This is a genomic window from Bradyrhizobium sp. CCBAU 51627 (assembly GCF_028128765.1).
Lineage (GTDB): Bacteria > Pseudomonadota > Alphaproteobacteria > Rhizobiales > Xanthobacteraceae > Bradyrhizobium.
In genome coordinates, this window is the sequence record NZ_LBJG01000079.1 from 46,717 (window position 1) to 67,306 (window position 20,590).

Annotated in this window: 20 protein-coding genes; 4 read left to right on the forward strand and 16 right to left on the reverse strand. The window is 64.3% G+C overall.

Annotated elements, in window-relative coordinates:
- The first annotated feature begins 20 nt into the window (after positions 1-20).
- Complete coding sequence (locus tag XH88_RS27920) at positions 21-914, forward strand: LysR family transcriptional regulator (protein WP_271671435.1); 894 nt, start codon at positions 21-23, stop codon at positions 912-914.
- Between the two features lie 3 nt (positions 915-917).
- On the opposite strand, the gene XH88_RS27925 is transcribed toward XH88_RS27920, so the two are convergent.
- The 14 genes from XH88_RS27925 to XH88_RS27990 form a co-directional block, all read right to left on the reverse strand.
- Complete coding sequence (locus tag XH88_RS27925) at positions 918-3,248, reverse strand: PAS domain-containing sensor histidine kinase (RefSeq protein WP_271671436.1); 2,331 nt, start codon at positions 3,246-3,248, stop codon at positions 918-920.
- Between the two features lie 225 nt (positions 3,249-3,473).
- A complete protein-coding gene (locus XH88_RS27930) occupies positions 3,474-4,847 on the reverse strand; it encodes a cation-efflux pump (protein WP_271671437.1) in 1,374 nt (457 codons plus the stop codon).
- A gap of 116 nt (positions 4,848-4,963) precedes the next feature.
- A complete protein-coding gene (locus tag XH88_RS27935) occupies positions 4,964-5,935 on the reverse strand; it encodes a zinc-binding dehydrogenase (protein WP_271671438.1) in 972 nt (323 codons plus the stop codon).
- A gap of 25 nt (positions 5,936-5,960) precedes the next feature.
- Positions 5,961-6,956 (reverse strand): NAD(P)H-dependent flavin oxidoreductase, encoded by a 996-nt coding sequence (locus tag XH88_RS27940; protein ID WP_271671439.1) that lies wholly within the window; start codon positions 6,954-6,956, stop codon positions 5,961-5,963.
- A gap of 311 nt (positions 6,957-7,267) precedes the next feature.
- Positions 7,268-7,918, reverse strand: coding sequence for a hypothetical protein (locus tag XH88_RS27945; protein WP_271671440.1), 651 nt, complete (start codon positions 7,916-7,918; stop codon positions 7,268-7,270).
- A 58-nt stretch (positions 7,919-7,976) separates the two neighbouring features.
- A complete protein-coding gene (locus XH88_RS27950; RefSeq protein ID WP_271671441.1) occupies positions 7,977-8,180 on the reverse strand; it encodes a hypothetical protein in 204 nt (67 codons plus the stop codon).
- Positions 8,181-8,350: 170 nt separating this feature from the next.
- Positions 8,351-9,061: a hypothetical protein gene (locus XH88_RS27955; RefSeq protein ID WP_271671442.1), complete on the reverse strand. Its 711-nt coding sequence runs from the start codon at positions 9,059-9,061 to the stop codon at positions 8,351-8,353.
- A 38-nt stretch (positions 9,062-9,099) separates the two neighbouring features.
- On the reverse strand, positions 9,100-9,246 hold the full coding sequence (locus XH88_RS27960) for a hypothetical protein (protein ID WP_271671443.1): 147 nt from the start codon (positions 9,244-9,246) through the stop codon (positions 9,100-9,102).
- Between the two features lie 11 nt (positions 9,247-9,257).
- Positions 9,258-10,031, reverse strand: coding sequence for a fumarylacetoacetate hydrolase family protein (locus XH88_RS27965; RefSeq protein WP_271671444.1), 774 nt, complete (start codon positions 10,029-10,031; stop codon positions 9,258-9,260).
- An 11-nt stretch (positions 10,032-10,042) separates the two neighbouring features.
- The gene (locus XH88_RS27970) at positions 10,043-11,062 is read right to left on the reverse strand and encodes a 2-dehydropantoate 2-reductase (RefSeq protein ID WP_271671445.1); all 1,020 of its coding nucleotides are present in this window, start codon (positions 11,060-11,062) and stop codon (positions 10,043-10,045) included.
- 112 nt (positions 11,063-11,174) lie between these two features.
- Entirely contained in the window at positions 11,175-11,600 is a 426-nt protein-coding gene (locus XH88_RS27975; protein WP_209965311.1) for a CBS domain-containing protein, read from the reverse strand.
- A gap of 206 nt (positions 11,601-11,806) precedes the next feature.
- Positions 11,807-13,141 (reverse strand): oxalate/formate MFS antiporter, encoded by a 1,335-nt coding sequence (gene oxlT / locus XH88_RS27980; protein WP_271671446.1) that lies wholly within the window; start codon positions 13,139-13,141, stop codon positions 11,807-11,809.
- 250 nt (positions 13,142-13,391) lie between these two features.
- Positions 13,392-14,681 carry an oxalate/formate MFS antiporter gene (oxlT, locus tag XH88_RS27985; protein WP_271671447.1) on the reverse strand — a complete coding sequence of 430 codons (1,290 nt, stop codon included), beginning with the start codon at positions 14,679-14,681 and terminating at the stop codon, positions 13,392-13,394.
- A gap of 245 nt (positions 14,682-14,926) precedes the next feature.
- The gene (locus tag XH88_RS27990) at positions 14,927-15,064 is read right to left on the reverse strand and encodes a hypothetical protein (protein WP_164938782.1); all 138 of its coding nucleotides are present in this window, start codon (positions 15,062-15,064) and stop codon (positions 14,927-14,929) included.
- Positions 15,065-15,361: 297 nt separating this feature from the next.
- Between XH88_RS27990 and XH88_RS27995 the strand changes: the two genes are divergently transcribed.
- Complete coding sequence (locus XH88_RS27995; protein WP_271671448.1) at positions 15,362-16,690, forward strand: Hsp70 family protein; 1,329 nt, start codon at positions 15,362-15,364, stop codon at positions 16,688-16,690.
- Between the two features lie 304 nt (positions 16,691-16,994).
- Here the strand turns inward: XH88_RS27995 and XH88_RS28000 are convergent, their stop codons facing one another.
- Positions 16,995-17,438 carry an SRPBCC family protein gene (locus XH88_RS28000; protein ID WP_271671449.1) on the reverse strand — a complete coding sequence of 148 codons (444 nt, stop codon included), beginning with the start codon at positions 17,436-17,438 and terminating at the stop codon, positions 16,995-16,997.
- Between the two features lie 266 nt (positions 17,439-17,704).
- Between XH88_RS28000 and XH88_RS28005 the strand changes: the two genes are divergently transcribed.
- Both XH88_RS28005 and XH88_RS28010 read left to right on the forward strand, forming a co-directional pair.
- Positions 17,705-18,691 carry an alpha/beta hydrolase family protein gene (locus tag XH88_RS28005; RefSeq protein ID WP_271671450.1) on the forward strand — a complete coding sequence of 329 codons (987 nt, stop codon included), beginning with the start codon at positions 17,705-17,707 and terminating at the stop codon, positions 18,689-18,691.
- Between the two features lie 24 nt (positions 18,692-18,715).
- The gene (locus XH88_RS28010) at positions 18,716-19,849 is read left to right on the forward strand and encodes an alpha/beta hydrolase family protein (protein ID WP_271671451.1); all 1,134 of its coding nucleotides are present in this window, start codon (positions 18,716-18,718) and stop codon (positions 19,847-19,849) included.
- Positions 19,850-20,247: 398 nt separating this feature from the next.
- Here XH88_RS28010 and XH88_RS28015 read toward each other — a convergent pair.
- Positions 20,248-20,590, reverse strand: a 343-nt coding sequence (locus XH88_RS28015; protein ID WP_271671452.1) for a hypothetical protein, incomplete at its 5' end; no start/stop codon positions are given.

Genomic DNA, 20,590 nt, shown 5'->3' on the forward strand with positions numbered 1-20,590 from the left:
GAAGTGCAGGGGACGGACGGTTGATCGACAAGCTTGAATTATTGCTGGCGTTGGCGAAGGAGCGGCACTTCGGACGCGCGGCAGAGGCATGTGGGGTCACGCAGCCGACGATGTCGACCGGGCTGAAGCAGCTCGAGGAGATTCTCGGCGTGATGCTGGTCCAGCGCGGGTCCCGGTTCCAGGGATTTACCCCCGAGGGCGAGCGGGCGCTCGATTGGGCGCGGCGGATCGTGGGCGATGCCCGCGCCATGCGCGACGAGATCAACGGACTGAAGCATCAGCTCTCCGGCGAGATACGCATCGCGGCGATCCCGACGGCGCTCGGCATGGTCGCGTCGCTGACGACGCCGTTCCGCGCGCGGCATCCCGAGGTACGTTTCAGCATCCGCTCGACGACCTCGTCGGAGGTGCTGGGGCTGCTCGAGAATCTCGAGGTCGATGCAGGGCTGACCTATATCGAGAACGAACCGATCGGCAAGGTGCGCACCATTCCGCTCTACAACGAGAGCTATCGCCTGCTCACCTCGCCTGACGGGATGTTCGGGGATCGCGAGACGGTGACCTGGAAGGAGGTCGGGCAGGTGCCGCTGTGCCTGCTGACGCCCGACATGCAGAACCGCCGGATCATCGACCGTGCGCTGCGCTCGGTCGGCGCGGAGGCGACGCCGACACTGACCTCGAACTCGCTGCTGGTGCTATTCACCCACGTCAAGACCGGACGCTGGGCCAGCGTGATGCCGGCCAAGCTCGCCGAGACGCTCGGCCTGTCCGACAAGGTCCGCACGATCCCCATCACCGACCCCGAGGTGAATTACAGCATTGGCCTCGTGATCCCGCAGCGCGATCCGATGACGCCGCTGATCGCGGCGCTGGTCAATGTCGCCCGCGAAGTGGCGCCGACGCTGCAATCCTGAGGTTCAAGCCGCGGCGGAGATTCCGGACGCCGCCTTGACGGCGTCGCGCGGCAGCGTCACCCGGACGACGGTGCCGACTTCGAGCCTGGAGCGCAGCCGCATCGAGCCGCCATGAAGCTGTGCCAGCGACCGTGCGATCGCAAGCCCGAGGCCGGAGCCGTGATAGGTCTTGGTGAGCTGGCTCTCGACCTGCTCGAACGGCCGCCCAAGCCGGGCCAGCGAGTGCGGCGCGATGCCGATGCCGGTGTCTGCGATCATCAGCACGATCCTGTCCTCGAGTTGCCGGCTGCGCACCACGATGCGGCCACCGTCCGGCGTGAACTTCACCGCATTGGACAGCAGGTTGACGACGATCTGCTTGGTGGCGCGGCGGTCGGCGACGACGGAGATCGATTTCTCGATCTCAGCGTCGAGCGTCAGGTGCTTGTCCTGGGCCCGGCCCGAGACGACGCGCAGGGACTCGGCCAGCGTCCGCGACAGGTCGAGCTCTTCCATGTCGAGCTTCATGCGGCCTGCCTCGATCTTGGACATGTCGAGGATGTCGTTGATGACCTCGAGCAGATAATGGCCGCTGGTCAGGATGTCGTGGCAGTATTCCTGGTACTTCTCGCTGCCGAGCTCGCCGAACATGCCCGAGCCCATGATCTCGGAGAAGCCGATGATGGCGTTGAGCGGCGTGCGCAGCTCGTGGCTCATATTGGCGAGGAATTTCGACTTGGTCTGGTTGGCTTCCTCGGCCCGGGTCTTCTCGCGCTGGTACTTCTCGGCGAGGTCGGCGAGCTCGATGGTCTGGCGTTCCAGTGCGGCTTGCGAGCGCTTGAGGTCGATGACGGTGGCGCGCAGGCGCAGATCGTTGTCGACGAGCTTCTGCTCGTGCTCCTTGATCCGGGTGATGTCGGTGCCGACCGAGACGTAGCCGCCGTCCTTGGTGCGGCGCTCGCTGATGTGCAGCCAGCTGCCGTCGTCGAGCTGGGCCTCGAAGGTGCGGGCGCCCGGGCCTTGCGCGGCGGTCTCGTTGTGGCGGGTGCGCACCTCCGGCATGCGGCCGACTTCCAGCACGGTCTCGTAGGAGGTGCCGGGGATCACCGCCGTGTCGGGCAGCTTGTGCAGGCGCTGGAAGTGCGAGTTGCAGAGCACCAGGCGATCGCTGGCGTCCCACAGCACGAAGGCTTCCGGAATGGTCTCGATCGCGTCGCGCAGGCGCAGGTCGGCTTCCACCGTGCGCTCGGCGAGGCTCTTCTGCTCGGTGATGTCGACTGCGATCCCGATCAGGTGCACGCCGGAATCGCTGGCGCCGCGGGTCCGCTCGCAGCGGACGCGCAGCCAGATCCAGTGGCCGTCGACATGCTGCATGCGGAAGGTCTGGTCGATGTGGTCGATCTTTTCGGAGATGAGCTGGTCGGCGATCGCGAACAGGTCGATGTCGTCAGACTTCACCAGCGCGTTGACCTCGCCGAAGGTGAGGAGCTCGTTGCGGCCGTCGAGACCCAGCATCGAGAACATCGATTGCGACCAGAAGATCCGGCCGCGCGACAGGTCCCAGTCCCACAGGCCGCAGCGGCCGCGGTTGAGCGCGGTGTCGATCCGGCCGCGCACAGCGTCGTTGATGAGGTCGCCCTCGCGGGCACGGGTCGACTGCCAGTGGAAGGCGAAGCCGAGGATCAGGACGACGAAGCCGGTGGTTGCCGACAGCGTCACCGACAGCGCCGCGTCCGAACCCCAGATCGGCTCGTTGCGCTCCTGGATCACGGTGACGAGGCCGGGCAGCGACTTGATCGGCCGCGAGGTCGCCAGCGCGGTGTTGCCGTTCGGCAGCGTCATGCTGGAGACATCGTTGTCGCGCGGAGGCGCGGCAAGCAGCTGTGCGGTGGTGATCGCATCGAGCAGGCGGTCATTGCCGGCGGGATCGCTGTCGATCGGAATGCGGGCGAGGATGCGGCGGTCGACGCCGGCCGAGGTGACGACGACGTGGCGGCCCGAGACCCTGGCCTTGGTCGGGATCATGTCGGGCAGCAGCATCGGCAGATTTTCGACATTCTTCAGCCGCTCCGCGCGCACGGAGGTGACGCGGTCGATGCGCTCGGCGAGCAGCTCGGCCAGCATCGAAATCTCGTTCTGGATCACCAGACGCTTCTGGCGCGTCTGGTCGACGACCTGGACGAAGGCGCCCAGGCAGATCGTGATGAGGAAGGCGATGATGAGCGTCGGTACGGCGCGACGAAGCGCCGGCTCCGCGATCAGGAGCCGATGATAAGCAGGTTTCGCGATCGATTGCGCCAATCCCTTGATCGAATCGGATTGGACGCACGCGTTCGCGGCGTCTGCGCGCGCCATGCCTTCGGCCCCCTGAAAACCTGCTTGCTACTCATTTCGAAAGCAGCCCCACATCGCTTTCGAATCACAGCGATTTGAATCCAGTTTGCGCAGGCTGTCGAGAGTCAACGAAACGTTAACGCGAAAAAAATCTTATCCAATGCAGAGTTTGCGCGCTGCGAGCCCGCAAACTCACGTGCGTGATGAGTCCGAAACGAGAACGTAGGTCTCCACGCGCGATCCGCGTCACGCGCGCGGCGGCTCGGCGTGGCTGATGACGCGCTTCACGCTCGGGAACGCGCGGCGCAGCCGGCGCTCGATCGCGTCGACATGCTCGTGCACCTTGATCACGCTCATCGACGGCGCGGCGCGGCAGTGGAAGTTGACGATCTCGCCGGCATCCGTGTTGCGAACGCGCACATTATGGATGTCGTGGATCTCGCCGCCGGCGGCATATTCCGCCAGCGCCGCCGCGATGGCCTGCACCTGCTCCGGTGCCGCATCGATGCCGAACGGCAGTTCCGGCTCCAGCGGTTCGATATGGACGTCGACCTCGACGTCCTCGCCGAACTCCTCCTGGATGTTCCGCTCCAGCGTGTTGGCGATGTCATGGGCGGCCTCGAGCGGCATATGGGCGTCGACTTCGAGGTCGATGCTGACGATCAGCTTGGCGCCGAGATCGTGAACCGTGACGTGATGGATCGCGAGGCCCGAATTGCGCGCGATCACCATGATGCGGTCGCGCACCGTCTCGTTGTCGCGGGCGACGGGGACGGCCGTGAAGGAGAGGTCGGCATCGCCGAACGCCCTGGTGACGGCGACTTGCGCGTTGCGCTTGATGCTTTCGACGCGGTCGATCGGATAAGTCCTGGGTACCTTGACGATGCTGTCGATGAACGTGGTCGCCCCGACCATGCGCACGCGCAGCCGCTCGACGCCGATCACGCCGGGCACGCTGCGGATGGCGGCGGTGGCCTTTTCCTGTGCCCCTTCCGGCGCGCGGTCGACCAGGGTCTGCACCGTCGAGCCCGCCATGCGCAGACCGAGAGCCGCGATCATCACGGCGACTGCGGCGGCCGCCGCCGCGTCACCCCACCAGAAGCCGAGGGCCGCCAGGATCAGGCCGATGATGACAGCGAATGAGCCCATGACGTCGGAGGCAAAATGCAGCGCGTCGGCCGCGAGCGCCTGGCTGTGGGTCTCGCGCGCTGCCCGGTGCAGGGCGCGGGCGCGCCAGAGGTTGACAGCGACGTCGAGCACCAGCACCACGAACGGTACCGCCGAGATGGTCGGCGGCGGGGTTCCCTCGCGCAGCCGGCTGTAGGATTCGACGAGGATGCCGCCGGCCAGTACATAGAGCAGCGCGGTGACGCCGAGCGCGGAGATGCTCTCCAGCTTGCCGTGGCCGTAATGGTGCTCCTCGTCCGCCGGCTTGTCCGAGACCCGCACCACCGCCCAGGTGATGATAGTCGCGACCAGGTCGATCGAGGAGTGCAGGGCTTCGGAAATCAGCGCCAGCGAGCCGATTGCGATGCCGACCACGAATTTGGCCGCCGCCATGCCGCCGCTGGCCAGGATCGAGATCGCCGCGACCGATGTCTTGTCGTGTTGTCCGCTCATGGCGCGGGATTTAGCAGGGCGGCGGTGAACATCAAGCGACGATCCACAGGCGTAGTCGCGAGTGAGTCGCAGAAGCGATACAGGCACTGTCATTCCGGGGCGATGCGGAACGGCGGCTACGGCATCGTCACCACGATTTTCCCCAGGTGCTTGTTCGCTTCCATGTGCTCGAACGCCTGGTCGATCTGGTCGAACGGATAGACCTTGTCGATCGGCAGCTGGAGCTTGCGCGATTCCACCGCGCCCCAGATGTCCTTGCGGACCTCCTCGAAGATTGCGCGGACCTCCTCGATGGTGCGAGTGCGGAAGGTGACGCCGATACAGCTGATGCGGCGGGCGGCATGGAGGTCGAAGTTGAAATCGGCATGAGTGCCGCCGAGCCGGCCGACATTGACGATGCGGCCCAGGACCTTCGTCGCGGCGAGGTTCTGGTTGGCGACCCTGCCCGAGACCTGGTCGACGATGAGGTCGACGCCCTCGCCGCCTGTCGCCTCCAGTACCTCGTCGACCCATTTGGGATCGGAGGAGTCGACCGCGAGGTCGGCACCGTACTCCTTCAGCCGGCCGCGGCGATAGGCATCGGTCGAGGATCCGATCACGAGTCTGGCGCCCTTGAGCCTGGCAATTTGCATCGCCATCAGGCCGACGCCGGAGCTCGCGCCCTGGATCAGCACGGCTTGCCCCGGCTGCACGCCGCCGACGGTGACGACGGCATTGTGCATGGTCGCGAGCGCGACGGGGAGGGTGGCGGCCTCCTCGAAGTTCATGTTCGAGGGAGCGCGGAACAGTCGGCCGTGGTCGGCGAGCGTGTACTCGGCGAAGGCCGCGCCGCCCGAGCCCATGATGCGATCGCCGATCTTGACGCCCTTCGCATCCGGTCCGAGTTCGGCAACTTCGCCGGCCCATTCCATGCCGAGCACGGTGCCGACGCCGCCGGCGGCGCCATGAGCGTGGCCCTTGCGCATGCCGGTATCGGCGCGATTGAGGCCGCAGGCGCGGACGCGCACTAGCACTTGCGTGCCTTTGGGCTTTGGTTGAGCGACGTCGGAAATCCGAGCGCCTTCAGGGCCGTAGACGTAAGCCTTCATGAATTGCTCTCGCTTCTTGCAGTGACTATTCCGCCGCCTGCGCGGTGGGTTGAACGATCATCCCTTCGAGCCTTCCGCGAATGATCGCCTCGGCTTCGCGCACGATGCGGGAGATGAGCTCGCTGCAGCTCGGGATGTCCTGGATCAGGCCCTGCACCTGGCCGGCCGACCAGATGCCCTCGTCGGAATTGCCTGTGGCATACACCATCTTGCCGCGGGCACCGGCGACGAGCTCGCGGATGTCCTCGAACTTGGCGCCTTCCTTCTCCATGGCGACGACCTTGGTCGAGATCGCGTTCCTGGCGACGCGCGAGGTGTTGCGCATGGTGCGGAAGATCAGCTCGGTCTCGCGCTCGTCATTGGCGACGATCTTCTCCTTGATGAGCTGGTGGATCGGGCTCTCCTTGGTCGCCATGAAGCGGGTGCCCATGTTGATGCCCTCGGCCCCGAGCGCCAGGGCCGCGACGAGGCCGCGGGCGTCGGCAAAGCCGCCGGAGGCGATCATCGGAATCTTGACCTTGTTGGCGGCAGCCGGGATCAGGATCAGGCCGGGCGTATCATCCTCGCCGGGATGGCCGGCGCATTCGAACCCGTCGATCGAGATCGCATCGACGCCCATGCGCTCGGCCGAGAGCGCGTGGCGGACGCTGGTGCATTTGTGCACGACCTTGACGCCGTGCCTTTTGAACTCGTCGACATGCTCCTGTGGCTTGTTGCCGGCGGTCTCGACCACCTTGATGCCGGCTTCGATGATGGCGGCGCGGTATTCGGCATAGGGCGGCGGCTTGATCGCGGGCAGGATGGTGAGGTTGACGCCAAACGGCTTGTCGGTGAGGTCGCGGCAGCGCGCGATCTCCTTCGTTAGGTCCTCCGGCGTCGGCTGGGTCAGCGCCGTGATGAAACCGAGCGCGCCGGCGTTCGCAACCGCCGCGACCAGCTCGGCCCGCCCAACCCATTGCATGCCGCCCTGGACGATCGGGTGCTCGACACCGACGAGTTTTGTGAACCGTGTCTGCAACATGATGTTCCCCCCTGGTGGCCCTCAGGCTTTGTTGTCGTTGATAGCGGGAGGATGCCGCCGGGGTCAGCAAATGTCTATTGCGCGGACGGGCGGTGGGTCATGCGGGCGGTGGGGCTGATTCCGCGGGGCGGATAATTGGAGTGCAGGCGCTTACCACAGCCACTGCTGTCGCCGTGGAGAAAGCCAGGATGACAGTGGGAGACGGTTTGCCTTGCTGCTTGAACACCGTCGTTGCGAGCGCAGCGAAGCAATCCAGACCGTCTCCGCGGAGGGGCTCTGGATTGCTTCGCTGCGCTCGCAGTGACAGCAGGCTACTCCGCGGACAGCCGCACCACCTGCCGGCCGCCGTTCATCTCTTTCAGGGTGTTGACGAAGTTTTCCGGGCGCTGCCAGCGGTTGGGGACTTTCAGTCCCATGTACTCGGCGATATCGCCGATGAAGCCGGTGCAGTTGGTGGTCTCCGCATTCCAGACCGGCGAGTTCGCCTGCAGCTTCTTGATATAGGCGAACACGCGCTTGGCGTCGGCTTCGTTCAAATAGACGCGATAGCTCGCGGTCAGATAATCCGGGTCGAGATCGCCGTAGCTCGCGCCGGTCTCGGATGGCACCCAGGTGAAGTAGCCGAGCACGTAAGCCCAGGTGTCGCCGGCCGGCGTGAGGCCGGCGACCTCGACGGCTTTTTCACTGGTCTTGCCGTACCAGACGAACGCATGGCCCCAGCTCGCCGCTGTGCGGGCGCGGAAGTCGACGTAATAGGGACCTTTCTCCGCCCGCGAGATCGAGCGCCGCGCCGCTTGCGGCGCAGAGCGCGGAGCGGCGTCGGTCGAGACAAGCGCACTGGCGTCGGCCATGCGCTTGTTCGTTTCGTGGGCCGAGGCCGAGGACATCAAGCATGCGAGCATGGTCGCAAGCGCGAGCCCTGCAAGGATGCAGGCTCCCGATCGGTCAGGTCTGTTCGTCACGTTGAGCCCCTCAACAGCAGGCCGTTACGCAAATTGTTGCGTGTGGTGCGCCAGCGCCTCAGTAGCGCGCAGCAACCGGGCCGGGCGCCTTGCCGATCGGGGCCTTGCCAACCGGGCTCTTGCCAATCGGCATCTTGCCGATCGGAGCCTGCTCGGCCGGATAGACCGGAACGGGCTGGCGGCGCGGCAGATCCGCAGCGTTCGCAGCCGTCACCAGAGCAAGCGTCGCACCGAGAACAATTACAATCTTCTTCACAGTCATACCCCTAGAAGGTTTGGTCCAAACACGGCCGAGCCGTGCCCCCAGACACGGCTCCCACAAGGGCGGCCGAATGCGACCAAGTTGCGGCGCGCGCGGGACAAGTTGGCGGCATTGATCGGGCGCGCGCAGATGTGATGTTGTGTCGGAATGTCTCCGCGCGCCGCGCGCTCTCAGCGGTCGGCGCTGAGCCGGAAGTGCATCTCGATCTTCGCTTGTGATGGCCCGCTCGCAAGGTGCCAGGGTGAAAAGCCGGGTGTCGGATCGGGATCGGAGGGAAGGTCGACCAGCCAGCGCTGCGTGGGCACATCAGGCAGCGTCAGGCTGACGGCGCGGTGGCGCGTCTTGTACATCAGCGAGGCCGTGGCGATGATCGCTTTGCGCTCGCCATCATGCGCGCGCCAGTTGGGGGGCAACATCGCCTCGGCATAGCCTGAGGCTTCCTCGATCTCGATGTGCACGTCCTCTGCCTTGTCCGGCAGGTTCATGCCGGCAGGCAGACGAAACTCGACATGGAGCGTCATGAAGCCGTGGCTGAGGTCGGGCGAGCGGATCAATTCGTACCATCCCCACCAACCAAGGATCGCGACGATGAGCACGACGCTTACGGCAAAGGGAAAGGAGAGCCGCGCGGCGCGATGAGGCGCGGCATCGGAGGTTTCCGCGGACGGCTGCGGAACGCGGACCAGGCCGAAGCGCAGGAACAGCCAGATGCCGGTGATCAGGCCGACCACGCCGCCGATCGGACCGATGTCGAAGAAGGCGCCCATCGCGATGCCGCCATCGCGGTCCGGCCCCGCCAGCATCACCACCAGCGCGGCAAGGCCCGCCCAGCCGGCGAGCGCGCCGAGCAGGCCAGACAGAAAGCCGAGGATGAAGCGCATGTGCGATTAGTCGCGCGCAGACGGTCGGCGGTTCGAACCTAGCCGATCCGGTTCAGGCTGTTGCGGATCGTCGAGAAGATGCCGCCGATGTCCTTGCGCAAGGCATCGAGCGCGTTGAAATTGTCGAAGATGCGGGCGCGGCGATCGTTCAATTCGCCCGTCATGCCCGGGACAAGCCCGGGCATGACTGAGAGAGCTACAGTCGAAACTCGTTCGTCAGCTCGCCGATGCCGTCAATCGCCACCGTCACGGTGTTCACCGGCTCCTTCATGACGCCGACGCCGACCGAGGTGCCGACGGCGATGAGGTCGCCGGGGAGCAGGGTCATGTCGTGGGAGATCTTGGAGACCAGCTGTTGCGCGCTGAAGATCATGTCGGAGATCGGATAGTTCTGCCGCTCCGCGCCGTTGAGGATGGTGCGGACGGTGAGACTTGCCGGATCAAGGCCGGTCGCGATCACCGGGCCGAACGGGCCGTAATCGTCGATGCCCTTGGCGCGGGCCCATTGCGGGAAGGTGGGATCGCTGGTCAGGATATCGTTGGCGGTGATGTCATTGACGCAGGTGTAGCCGAAGATGAAGCTGTCGGCCTCATCAGGCGAGACGCGCGCGCAGGTCTTGCCGATGACGATGCCGAGCTCGCCTTCATAGGTCGTCTTGCCGTCGTAGTAAGAGGGACGGCGGATCACGGTACCCGGCGTCGTGATCGTGGTGATGGCCTTGAGCAGATAAAGCGGCTCCGGCGGCTCGGGCTGGTTCAGCTTGGCCGCGAGCGCGTGAAAATTGTTCCAGAGCGCGACGATCTTGCTGGGCGCGCAGGGCGCGAGCAGCTCGACCTCGGACAGCGCCAGCGTCTTGCCGGTGGCCGCGTTGCGTCCGAACATCTCGCCGTCATGCACGCTGATGCCGGATGCGCTCAGCGTGCCGAAACCGGTGGTGCGGGCGTGGCGGAAGCGCAGCCATTGTTTCATCTCGCCCGCCATCACGCCACCGCCAGTGCGCGAGGATCCGATGGTGTGGAGACGCCGTCATAGAGGCCGGCGACGCGCGCGCGCTGGGTGACCATCGCCAGCACCGAGTCGAGCGCCGGGGTGGGGATCTTGGTCAAGCGGCCCATCTCCTGCACCACGGTGACGAGCGGGTCGATCTCCATCGGGCGGCCGCGCTCGAGATCCTGCAGCATCGAGGTCTTGTGCGCGCCGACCTTGCGGGCGCCCTCGATGCGGCGCTCGACATCGACGCGGAATTTGACGCCGAAGCTTTCGGCAATCGCCTGCGTCTCCACCATGATCGCGCGCGACAGCGCCCGCGTGGACGGATCGGTGCAGATCACGTCGAGCGTCGCGTGGGTGAGGGCGCTGATCGGGTTGAAGCAGACATTGCCCCACAGCTTGAGCCAGATCTCGTCGCGAATGCGGTCGAGCACGGGTGCCTTCAGCCCGGCTGCGACGAACAGGTCGGCGAGGCGTTGCACATCGGACGTGATCTCGCCGGAGGGCTCGCCGAGCGGAAAATTGTTGCCGTAGACGTGACGGATCACGCCGGGCGCCTCGATCTCGGTGGCGGGATAGACGATGCAGCCGAGGGCGCGTTCGGCACCAAGCTCGCGCCATTGCCGCCCGCCGGGATCGATGCTTTCCAGCGTCGCGTTCTCGTAGGCGCCGCCGTGCTTGTAGAAGTACCAATAAGGGATGCCATTGACCGCGGTGACGATGCGGGTGTGCGGCCCGAGCAGCGGCTGCATCTTCTCGATCACGCCGGTGATCGAATGCGCCTTCAGCGTGACGATGACATAGTCCTGCACGTTGAGCTCGGCCGCATCGTCGGTGCAGCGCGGATGGACGGTGTGCGTCTCCTCGCCGGCGAGCAGCGTCAGGCCGCGCTCGCGCATCGCGGCGAGATGGGCGCCGCGTGCGACCAGGCTGACGTCAGCGCCTGCGCGCGCCAGCTGCACGCCGAGATATCCGCCGATCGCGCCGGCGCCGTAGATGCAGATCTTCATGAAATCCTCGCGGGGGTAGCGGAATTTTGGGACGAATGATCCAGTCCGGCTCGGATTAAGTCCGAGCCGGGGCCGTTAGTCGCGGGGGAAGAGGAGATGCCGCTTTAGATGATCAGGCCGCTTGCGGCGTCGAGTTGGCCGCCTCGTCGACGGCAGCTGCGATGTCGCGCATGCTGATGACGGAGACAAGGCTGTAGTCGTCGATCACGGGCAGGTGCCGGATGTGATTCCGGTTCATCAGATGCCTGACGTGCTCGATCGTATCAGAGGAGGTGCAGGAGACGAGCTGCTGCACCGAGACGAGCTGCGAGACCTTGACGTTGACGGCGCCCGCGCCGTGCTCGGCGACGGCGCGTACCACGTCGCGCTCGGTGAACATGCCGACGGCGGTGTTGCCTTCCGAGCGGACCACGTCCTTCACCACCAGCGCGCTGATGTTGTTGGCCCGCATCAGCTTGGCGGCGATCTCAACCGTTTCGTTCATTCGCACCGTGACAACGCGCGGCGTCTTCTTGCGCAGAATGTCTCCGACCAGCATTGCAACCTCCCTGGGTGAATGATTGCCCAAGTGTGGTATACATAATGCCAATCGTCAAGCGCTGGATTTGGCTGATCCGAAAAATCTTGCGGCAGTGATGCTGACGTTTGTCATCGCGAAACACAGAAGGGGGGCAGAGAGAGCAGGCAACGAAAAAGGGGCACATCGCTGCGCCCCTTTTGACCATCGTATCAGGATGTGGCGGCTCAAGCCGTCCCGGTCTTGGCGCGGGTCTCGGCAGCGGCAGGTGCGGTGCTGGTGCTCTCGGCTTCGTTGCCCAGGATGAAGGAGCGGCGCATCGGCTTGATCACGAACAGCGCCATCAGCGCGGCCGTCGCGTTCAGGGCCACGGCCACCACGAACACGGCCTTCCAGCCATAGGCGGCCGAGATCACGCTGGCGAGCGGGACCAGCAGGGAGGCGGTGCCCTTCGCGGTGTAGAGCATGCCGTTGTTGGTGGTCGCGAACTTCGAGCCGAAGGTGTCGCCGCAGGTCGCGGGGAACAGCGAGTAGATCTCGCCGAACACGCCGAAGTAAACCGCGGTGGCCAGCACGAACACGAGCGGGACGTGGCCGTAGGTCGAGAGCGTCAACAGCATGAGGGCCGCGGTGCCGAAGGCGATGAACATGGTGTTCTCACGGCCGATCGTGTCGGACACGAAGCCAAAGAACGGGCGTCCGAAGCCGTCGAAGATGCGGTCGAGCGAGATCGCGAACGTCAGCGCCGCCATCTGGAAACCGGCGAGAGAGACCGGCGTGTCGGCGATCTTGAAGTCGTGCGCGATCGGGGCGATCTGCGCCGCGGTCATCAGACCCCCGGAGGCGACCATGACGAAGACCAGGTACATCACCCAGAAGATCGGCGCGCGCAGCACTTGCGGCGGGGTGAAGTCGATGTGGGTCTGCGGCAGATTGAGGCGCTTCTTCTTCGGCGGGATGGAAATCCGCGGCGGCTGGATCAAGAAAGCGAGCAGAAGCACGATCAGGCCCTGGCCGATGCCGAAACTGAAGAACGCGCTCTGATAGCCTGATGTCGCGATCATTTTCGCAATCGGCACTACGGTGAGCGCTGCGCCCGCGCCGAAGCCCGCGGCCGTCGCGCCGGCGGCGAGGCCGCGGCGATCAGGAAACCATTTCAGCGCATTGCCGACACAGGTGCCGTACACCGCGCCCGCGCCCATGCCGCCGAAGACGGCCGCCGCGTACAGCAGGGGAAGCGAGTCAGCGTAGGAATTGAGCACCCAGGACAGCGTGATCATCACGGCACCGAACATGATGACGATGCGCGGACCGTATTTGTCGACGAACCATGCCTCGACCGGCACCAGCCAGGTTTCGGTGACGACGAAGATGGTGAACGCGAGCTGGATCGCGGCGCGACCCCAATGGTGGGCGTGATCGATCGGATCGACGAACAGCGTCCAGCCATATTGCAGGTTGGCGATCATCGCCATGCAGACGATGCCCATCACGAGCTGGAGCCAACGGAAACCTGTGCGAAGAGGCGCGGCCGTGACGGCGCCATCCGTGCTGGAAATCATCAACAACCTCCCAAGCGCTTGTCTGGTCGCGGCAGGCTCGGCCAATATGACGGAGTGTCGCAAATGTTGTGGCTTATGGTCGCAAGCGTGGCGGGCAGCTTGGTATACCATATCCCAGAATGCAAGCCCTATCTTCTGACGCGGCGCAGCAAAATGCTCGGTTCCTTCAAGGGGTTTCGATGTCGGCGTTTCGGCAAAACGCCCGGCGCTGGGCCGGGCGTTGTGAGCGAGGTCGCGCCGGTGAGGCGTTTCAGAGTGTCGATTGCGCCACCACCGTTTTGCGCCAGGGCTTGAGCACCGCGAGTGCCAGCAGCGAAGCGAGGATATTGGCGCCGGCCGCCATGATGAACACGTTGTCCCAATGGCCGGAGGTCTGCTGCACATAGTTGGCGAGCGGCACCAGCAACGCGGCGGTGCCCTTGGCGGTGTAGAGCAGGCCGGCGTTGGTGGTCGCGAACTCTGCGCCGAACGTGTCGGTGCAGGTCGAGGGGAACAGCGAGTAGATCTCACCCCAGGCGAAGAACACGAAGCCCGACAGGATCACGAACCAGATCGGATCGTGGCCCCAGAGATAGAGCATCCAGATGCCGACGCCTTCCATGCCAAAGGCGATGAACATCGTGTTCTCGCGGCCGATCATGTCGGAGATCCAGCCGAAGAACGGGCGCGTCAGGCCGTTGAGCACGCGGTCGATGGTCGCTGCGAACGTCACCGCGGTCATGGTCATTCCGATCAGCGTGACCGGCACCGCGTCGACCTTCCAGTCGACCGCGATCGGCTTCAAGTTCGCCGTCACCATCAAGCCGCCGGCGCCGACGATCACGAACATGAAGTACATCAGCCAGAAGATCGGCTGACGCAGAACTTCCGTCGGCTGGTAGTTGCGGCGGCTCTGCAGCAGCGCGGCGTTCGCGACGACGTTCGGCACCTGGCCTGCCTTCGGCGCCAGCAGGAAGAAGGCGAGAACGCAGATGACGATGCCTTGCCCAAGCCCGAAATAGAGGAAGGTGCTCTGGAAACCGCTGTCCTTGATCATGGCCTGGATCGGCGCGACGGTGAGCGCCGAGCCCGCACCGAAGCCGGCGGCGGTAATGCCCGCAGCCAGACCGCGCTTGTCGGGGAACCATTTCAGCGCGTTGCCGACGCAGGTGCCGTAGACGCCGCCGGCGCCGATGCCGGCGATGATCATGCCAAGATAGTATCCGTTGAGCGTGGTGGCCTGTGCGTTGATCACCCAGCCGATCGCGCAGAGCACGCCGCCGACGAGCACGACGAGGCGCGGACCGTATTTATCGACAAACCATCCTTCGACCGGCACCAGCCAGGTCTCGAACAAAACAAAGAGAGTAAAAGCCCACTGGATCGAGGCGCGATCCCAGCCGAATGTCTTCTGGATGTCGGGGACGAAGAACGTCCAGCCATATTGGTAATTAGCGATCATCACCATGGCCGCTACGCCGATCGCCAATTGCGCCCAGCGATAGGTATCGCTGACGCGTGCGGCTGTAGGAGCCGTTGATGTCTGCACCATGTCCGTCATGCTTCCTCCAATAGCGCTTCTGTTTTTTGAGCGAGCGTTGGCGGCATTCTTGTATTCATTATGCCAAGCTTCAAGCGCGCGCCGGCCCGTTGTGCGCTTGTGACGCAGCCCTGTTCGAAGCTGCGCGAACGTGCCTGATCTCAAATAGAAATGGCCCCGACGAACGGGGCCATTCTTCAAAAGTAGGAGTTCGCTGGTTTTACAACCGGCGCGACAATTCGACGCGCTGGTTCGTGCGTTGAGCCTTACAGGCCGAAGCGGGGCAGATCGCCATTGTGGTTCGAGATCTCGGCGCTCGCCATCAGGAAGCGATCGACGGCAGCCATGAAGCGGGCGAACAGCGAGGCGGAGGGGGCGAGCGCGACGGAAGCGGTCTTGGACATCGGAATTCCTTTCTCAGGACAGTCAGTCTTGCTGTCTCATTTCGGAAGTCGTTCTATGTATACCAGATGCCAATGTCCATGCAGGCCATTGCATAGCAGCATGTAAATTGCCGCATTGCAGCACGACGCTTGGTTAAAGCAGCTCATTCCGGCTCAAAACCTGCCCATTCCGGGCTGATGCAGGAAAAAGGGGCCTTGTCCGGGTCACTACGGATCGCTCGTGCGCCGGCCCTTGGCACCGCACTGCAAAACGGCTAGTGGTTCGCCCCCTTTTCCATCAATCCGTCAGAGTGGTTCATGTCGAGCGCCTCGCCCGCCGTCTCGATCGGCATCGATTTTGGGACCAGCAACACCGTCGTCGCACTCGCGGCCGACGATCGCCGGGTCGAGGCCATTCGCTTCGACCATGGCGGCCAGCGCCACAGCGTCTATGTGTCGGCGCTTTGCTTCTGGGAGGACCGGCCGGGCGCCGGGGCCCAGGCCGAAGGCGGCCCGTGGGCGATCGAGCAGTTCCTCGAGGGCCGCCACATCTATCGCTTTCTGCAGTCGTTCAAGACCTTTGCGGCCAGCTCCAGCTTCAACACCACGCAAGTCTTCCGGCAGCGCTTCAAGTTCGAGGATATCCTGGCCGCGTTCCTGCGCACGCTGGCGCGCCATGGTAGCGACAGGTTCGGCTTCGAGGCGGCCAACATCACCGTCGGCCGTCCCGTGCGCTTTGCCGGCGGCAACCCCGACGATGACCTCGCCATGCAGCGCTACCGCGCCGCGTTCGAGCGCTTGGGGGCCGGCCACGCCCGCTATGTCTATGAGCCCGTGGGCGCGGCGTTCTCCTTTGCCCGGCGCCTCGAGCGCGATGCCACCGTGCTGGTTGCGGATTTCGGTGGCGGTACCAGCGACTTCTCGGTGATGCGTTTTTCGCGCGCCGGTGGCGTCCTGCGCGCCGAGCCGCTGGGACATGCGGGCATCGGGATCGCGGGCGACACGTTCGACTATCGCATCGTCGACCACGTCGTCTCGCCGCGACTCGGCAAAGGCTCGAGCTTTCGCTCGTTCGACAAGGTGCTGCCGATTCCGAACAGCCACTATACCAACCTTGCGCGCTGGCATCAGCTCGCGCTGATGAAGAGCAATGGCGATCTGCGCGAACTTCGCGAGCTCGCGCGCACCGCGCTGAAGCCTGATCTGCTCGAGGATTTCATCACCATCGTCGACCTGGATCTCGGGTTTTCGCTGTACCGCGCGGTGTCCAACGCCAAGGTCGCGCTATCGGCGAAGGACGAGGTCGACTTCCGTTTCAAGGGCGGCGGCGTCGATATCGGCGCGACCATCACGCGGAAGAATTTCAACGCCTGGATCGCCGACGACATCGCCCGCCTCGGCGCCACCGTCGACAAGGTGTTGAATGAGGCGGGCACCACCGCGCGCGAGATCGAGAAGGTGTTCCTGACCGGCGGCACCTCGTTCGTGCCGGCGGTGCGAAAACTGTTCGCCGACCGGTTCGGCAACGAGCGGCTGATGTCAGGCGATCAGTTCGAGTCGATTGCCTACGGCCTCGCGCTGATCGGACATAGTGCCGAGCCGGACCGCTGGACTGCGGACGGCGGGCTGAAGAAGGCGGGGGCTTAACGATCAGTAGCATCAGCCGGATGAATGCAGCGATCTACAGGCTTCACGGAAAATTCTCGCGGAGTGATCCTCATCCTCCGTCATTGCGAGCGCAGCGAAGCAATCCAGACTGCCTCCGCGGAGGGATACTGGATTGCTTCGTCGCAAGGGCTCCTCGCAATGACGACGCGGGGAAATCTGTGCATGGTCGAGCAGCCGCAGGGTGGGCAAAGCGGAGCGTGCCCACGCGTCTGTCGTCGTAGCGGAAAGTTCGTGGGCACGGCGCAAGTGCGCTTTTGCCCACCCTACGAGACTAATGTCGCCGCTACTGATTGATCTCCGGCTCCACGAGCTTCGCCAGATTGCGCAGCGATTCCTGCCAGCCGAGATAGCAGGCTTCTACGGGAATGACGTCGGGAAGGCCGGCCTGCGTGATGTCCACCTCGGTGCCGACGGAGACCTGCTTCAAGGTCACGGTCACCTCGATCAAGCCCGGCAGGTTAGGGTCGTCGAACTTGTCCGTGTAGCGCAGGCGCTGGCCCGGAACGAGCTCGAGATATTCGCCGCCAAACGAATGGCCGTTGCCCGTCGTGAAATTCCGGAACGACATCTTGAACGTGCCGCCGACCTTCGCCTCCAGATGGTGCACGGTGCAGGTGAAGCCGTTGGGCGGAAGCCATTTCGCCAGCGCGTCCGCCTCGACGAAGGCGCGATAGACTTTTTCCGGGCTGGTCGTGAGAACGCGGTGCAGGCGTACGGTGCCGGGCATGATTGTTCTTCCTCTTGCATAGTTGGGTGCGAATTTGGCGTCTGCCGCCCCTTCACGTCACGAGGACGAACGGGGTGGGGCCGATCCGACACGGCATTTCAACTTTTGCGGAATCTGGTTCCGAGCGCCAGCCACCGATTGCCGCAGCGATAATTCTCCTCAGGGCGGACAATCGGGACGAACGTCAAGCCGCGCCGAGTAGTTCCAAAGCCACAATTCCGCTACCGTTAGCAATTCAACTCCAGCGCGAAATCAGGGGGCTTGCCTTGCGCAGGACAGTTCGGGCTTTCGCCATCGCACTCTGCTGTCTCGGCGCATGCTTTGGCTCATTTGCCAGGGCGGCAGGCATTCAGCTTCTCGATTCCGATCCGGCGCTGTCAGGCGCGATCTGGTACCCGTGCGCGGCGGAGCCGACGCATGTGGTACTTGGCAAGCTTGCGGTCGCGGCTGATTTCGATTTGAAGGGCGTGAAGGATTGTGCCGTCACGGGCACAAAGCTTCCGCTCATCATTCTCTCACACGGCCGGGGCGGATTTTTTGGCCAGCATCACGACACTGCGGAAGCTTTGGCCGATGCCGGCTTCGTCGTCGCCGCCATCAATCATCCCGGTGACACCGCCAACGATTCCTCGCGGCGCGACACGCTGTCGGTGCTGGGATCGCGACCGGCGGATATGGTGCGTGTGCTCGATTTCATGCTGAAGGACTGGAAGGACAGGGCGGCGATCGATCCTGTCAAAGTCGGCTTCTTCGGCTTCTCGCTCGGAGGTTTGACCGGTTTCGTGCTGATGGGGACCAGGCCGGATTTTGCAAGGGTCGCCGGCCTGTGCAAGGAAACCACCGGTGTTTGCGCTGAGCTGCACAATGGCGTGACGCCGCCCGCCCCGATTCAGGATGCACGCATCCGCACCGCCGTGATCGTCGATCCGGCGCCGGGCCTCCTGACGAAGGACAATCTCGCTTTCGTCAAAGTGCCTTTCCAGTTCTGGCGCTCGCAGTTCGGCGGCCCTGGCGTCGGCGATGGCTCGGGCACCGCGCGCGTCGCGGACGGCTTGCCCGGAAAGCCGGACATCCACGTTGTTGCGGCGGGCCACTATGCCTTCCTCGCGCCGTGCTCGGCCGAACTTGCCGCGGCCGTCCCGCGCATCTGCACCGACACGCCGGCAGGCTTCGACAGGGCGGGATTTCACCGCGAGTTCAACGCAGCGGTGGTGAAGTATTTCCGTGAGCAGCTTGCTGACGGAGGTCAGTAAGCACCGAGCCTCGAGGAGGTGAGGATGAGGCAACTTGGCTGCATGTTCGGCTGGCTTGTTTTTTTGCTGTCGGCGGCTGCGGCCGATCCCGCGCTGCCCGGCCTGGTTCGTGAGGATCGGCTGATGCCGATCACGCTCGCCGATGGCAGTCAAGTCAGGCTCGAGACAATGATCCTCCGCCCGGATCGGCCGGGGCGCTTTCCGCTGGTCTTGCTGGTTCACGGCACGAATTCGGCAACGGGGGAAGCGTTTCGCATCGCGACCGCCAACCAATCGCCGGTCGATCTTCTCAATCCTGCCGTCGCATTTGCGCAGCACGGCTACGCCGTGGCTGCGATCATGCGCCGGGGCTTCGGTCGTTCGCAGGGAGGGTTTGTGGAAAGGCTTTCCGGTCCCTGCGACGATCGTGACTATCTCGCCGTTGGCCGGACCGCGGCGGAGGACGTCATCGGCGCGCTCGCCACGCTCCGCGGCGAGTCCTGGGTCGAGCCCGATCGGGTCCTGCTGATGGGGCATTCCACTGGTGGCTTTGCGGTGACGGCCGCGGCCGCGGATAATCCTGCCGGCGTTCTCGGCGTCCTGAATTTCGAGGGAGCTCATGGGTCGGCCGGGCCCGGTCGGATTTGCAGCCCGGATCATCTGGTCGCGGACGCGGGGATTTTTGGCCGCACCGCGCGGATGCCGGTACTGTGGGTATATGTGGAGAACGACCATCTTGCTCCGCCGGCCCTCGGTCGTCGCATGTTCGAGGCCTATACCGCCTCCGGTGCGCCGGCGCAGTTGCAGATCTTGCCTGCCTACGGTGTCGAAGGACACGCGGTGGTGCCGATGGCCACCGCCGGCATCTGGTGGCCCGTCGTCGAAAGCTTCCTGGATCAATTACACCTGCCGACATCGCTGGTGGTGGAATTGCCGGCGCCTAAGGCTCTTCCCGCACCGACGCCGCTCAACGCGGCGTGCACCGTTTATTTCGACGCCTATGTGAAGGCGTGGACCGACGTCAAAGCCTATGCGTGGAATCGTGAAGGTCATTGTTCATCGGTGACCTCGACCCAGCGGACGGTCGAGGATGCAAAGAACGAGGCGATGCGCCAATGCGTGGCCGCATGGAAGGAATGCTCGCTCTACGCGGTCGGACAGGCGCTGGCGCCGGGATAGGGCGGGACGAATGGATGCGCAGTTCAATTTGGCCGCGGGCTTGTGGCGAAAAGCGAAAGCCCGCTCCTCAAACAAACCAGGTCGGCGCAAATAGAAATGCCAATTTCGTTTCAGCGTTGGGGGACAGGCCGATCGTCACGTTGTGATCTCGTAGCACGAACCATCCTGCTTTGCCGACTCAAGGGCAATCTCATGGCGCGGCTGCCTTCCGGGGCGGTCGTGGCGGCTGTGGTCCTAATGACAAAACTTCCGCCCGGTGTAACCTGTTTACGGGCGGAGCTTGATTCGTCATGCTGGATGCCATTCTCCTGTTGCTTGGAGTTGGAGCGGTAGCCCTTATCCTAATCGCGTTCTGGGGAGCGTATACCAGACCGCGTCAAGGTTAGGAGGCGGGATCGTCAGTGCCGCTTCTGCTCCAGGTCCCTGAGCATCGCGTGAAGAAAATCGCTCGCATGGTCGTAGTGTGCCCTGCCATTGACAACTTCGCGCGTGCCGGAATTGAGGGCCGCACCGATAACTTCAGGTCCTAACATCTCAGCGCGATCTGACCAGAGATCGAGCCGGCTTTCGGGAATATCTTCGCTCGATTGAGAGAGCTTCAACAGCCGATCTTCGCCAGCCGCATGGTGATGAACTCTGAGCGCGTAGAGGTCGTGTCCCCAGTAGTGGTGTAGTTCGGTAGAGCAAGGCCGCCCGGACGCGCGCTCCCACATAGCGCCGTAGCGGGCGGGCGGCTTTGCG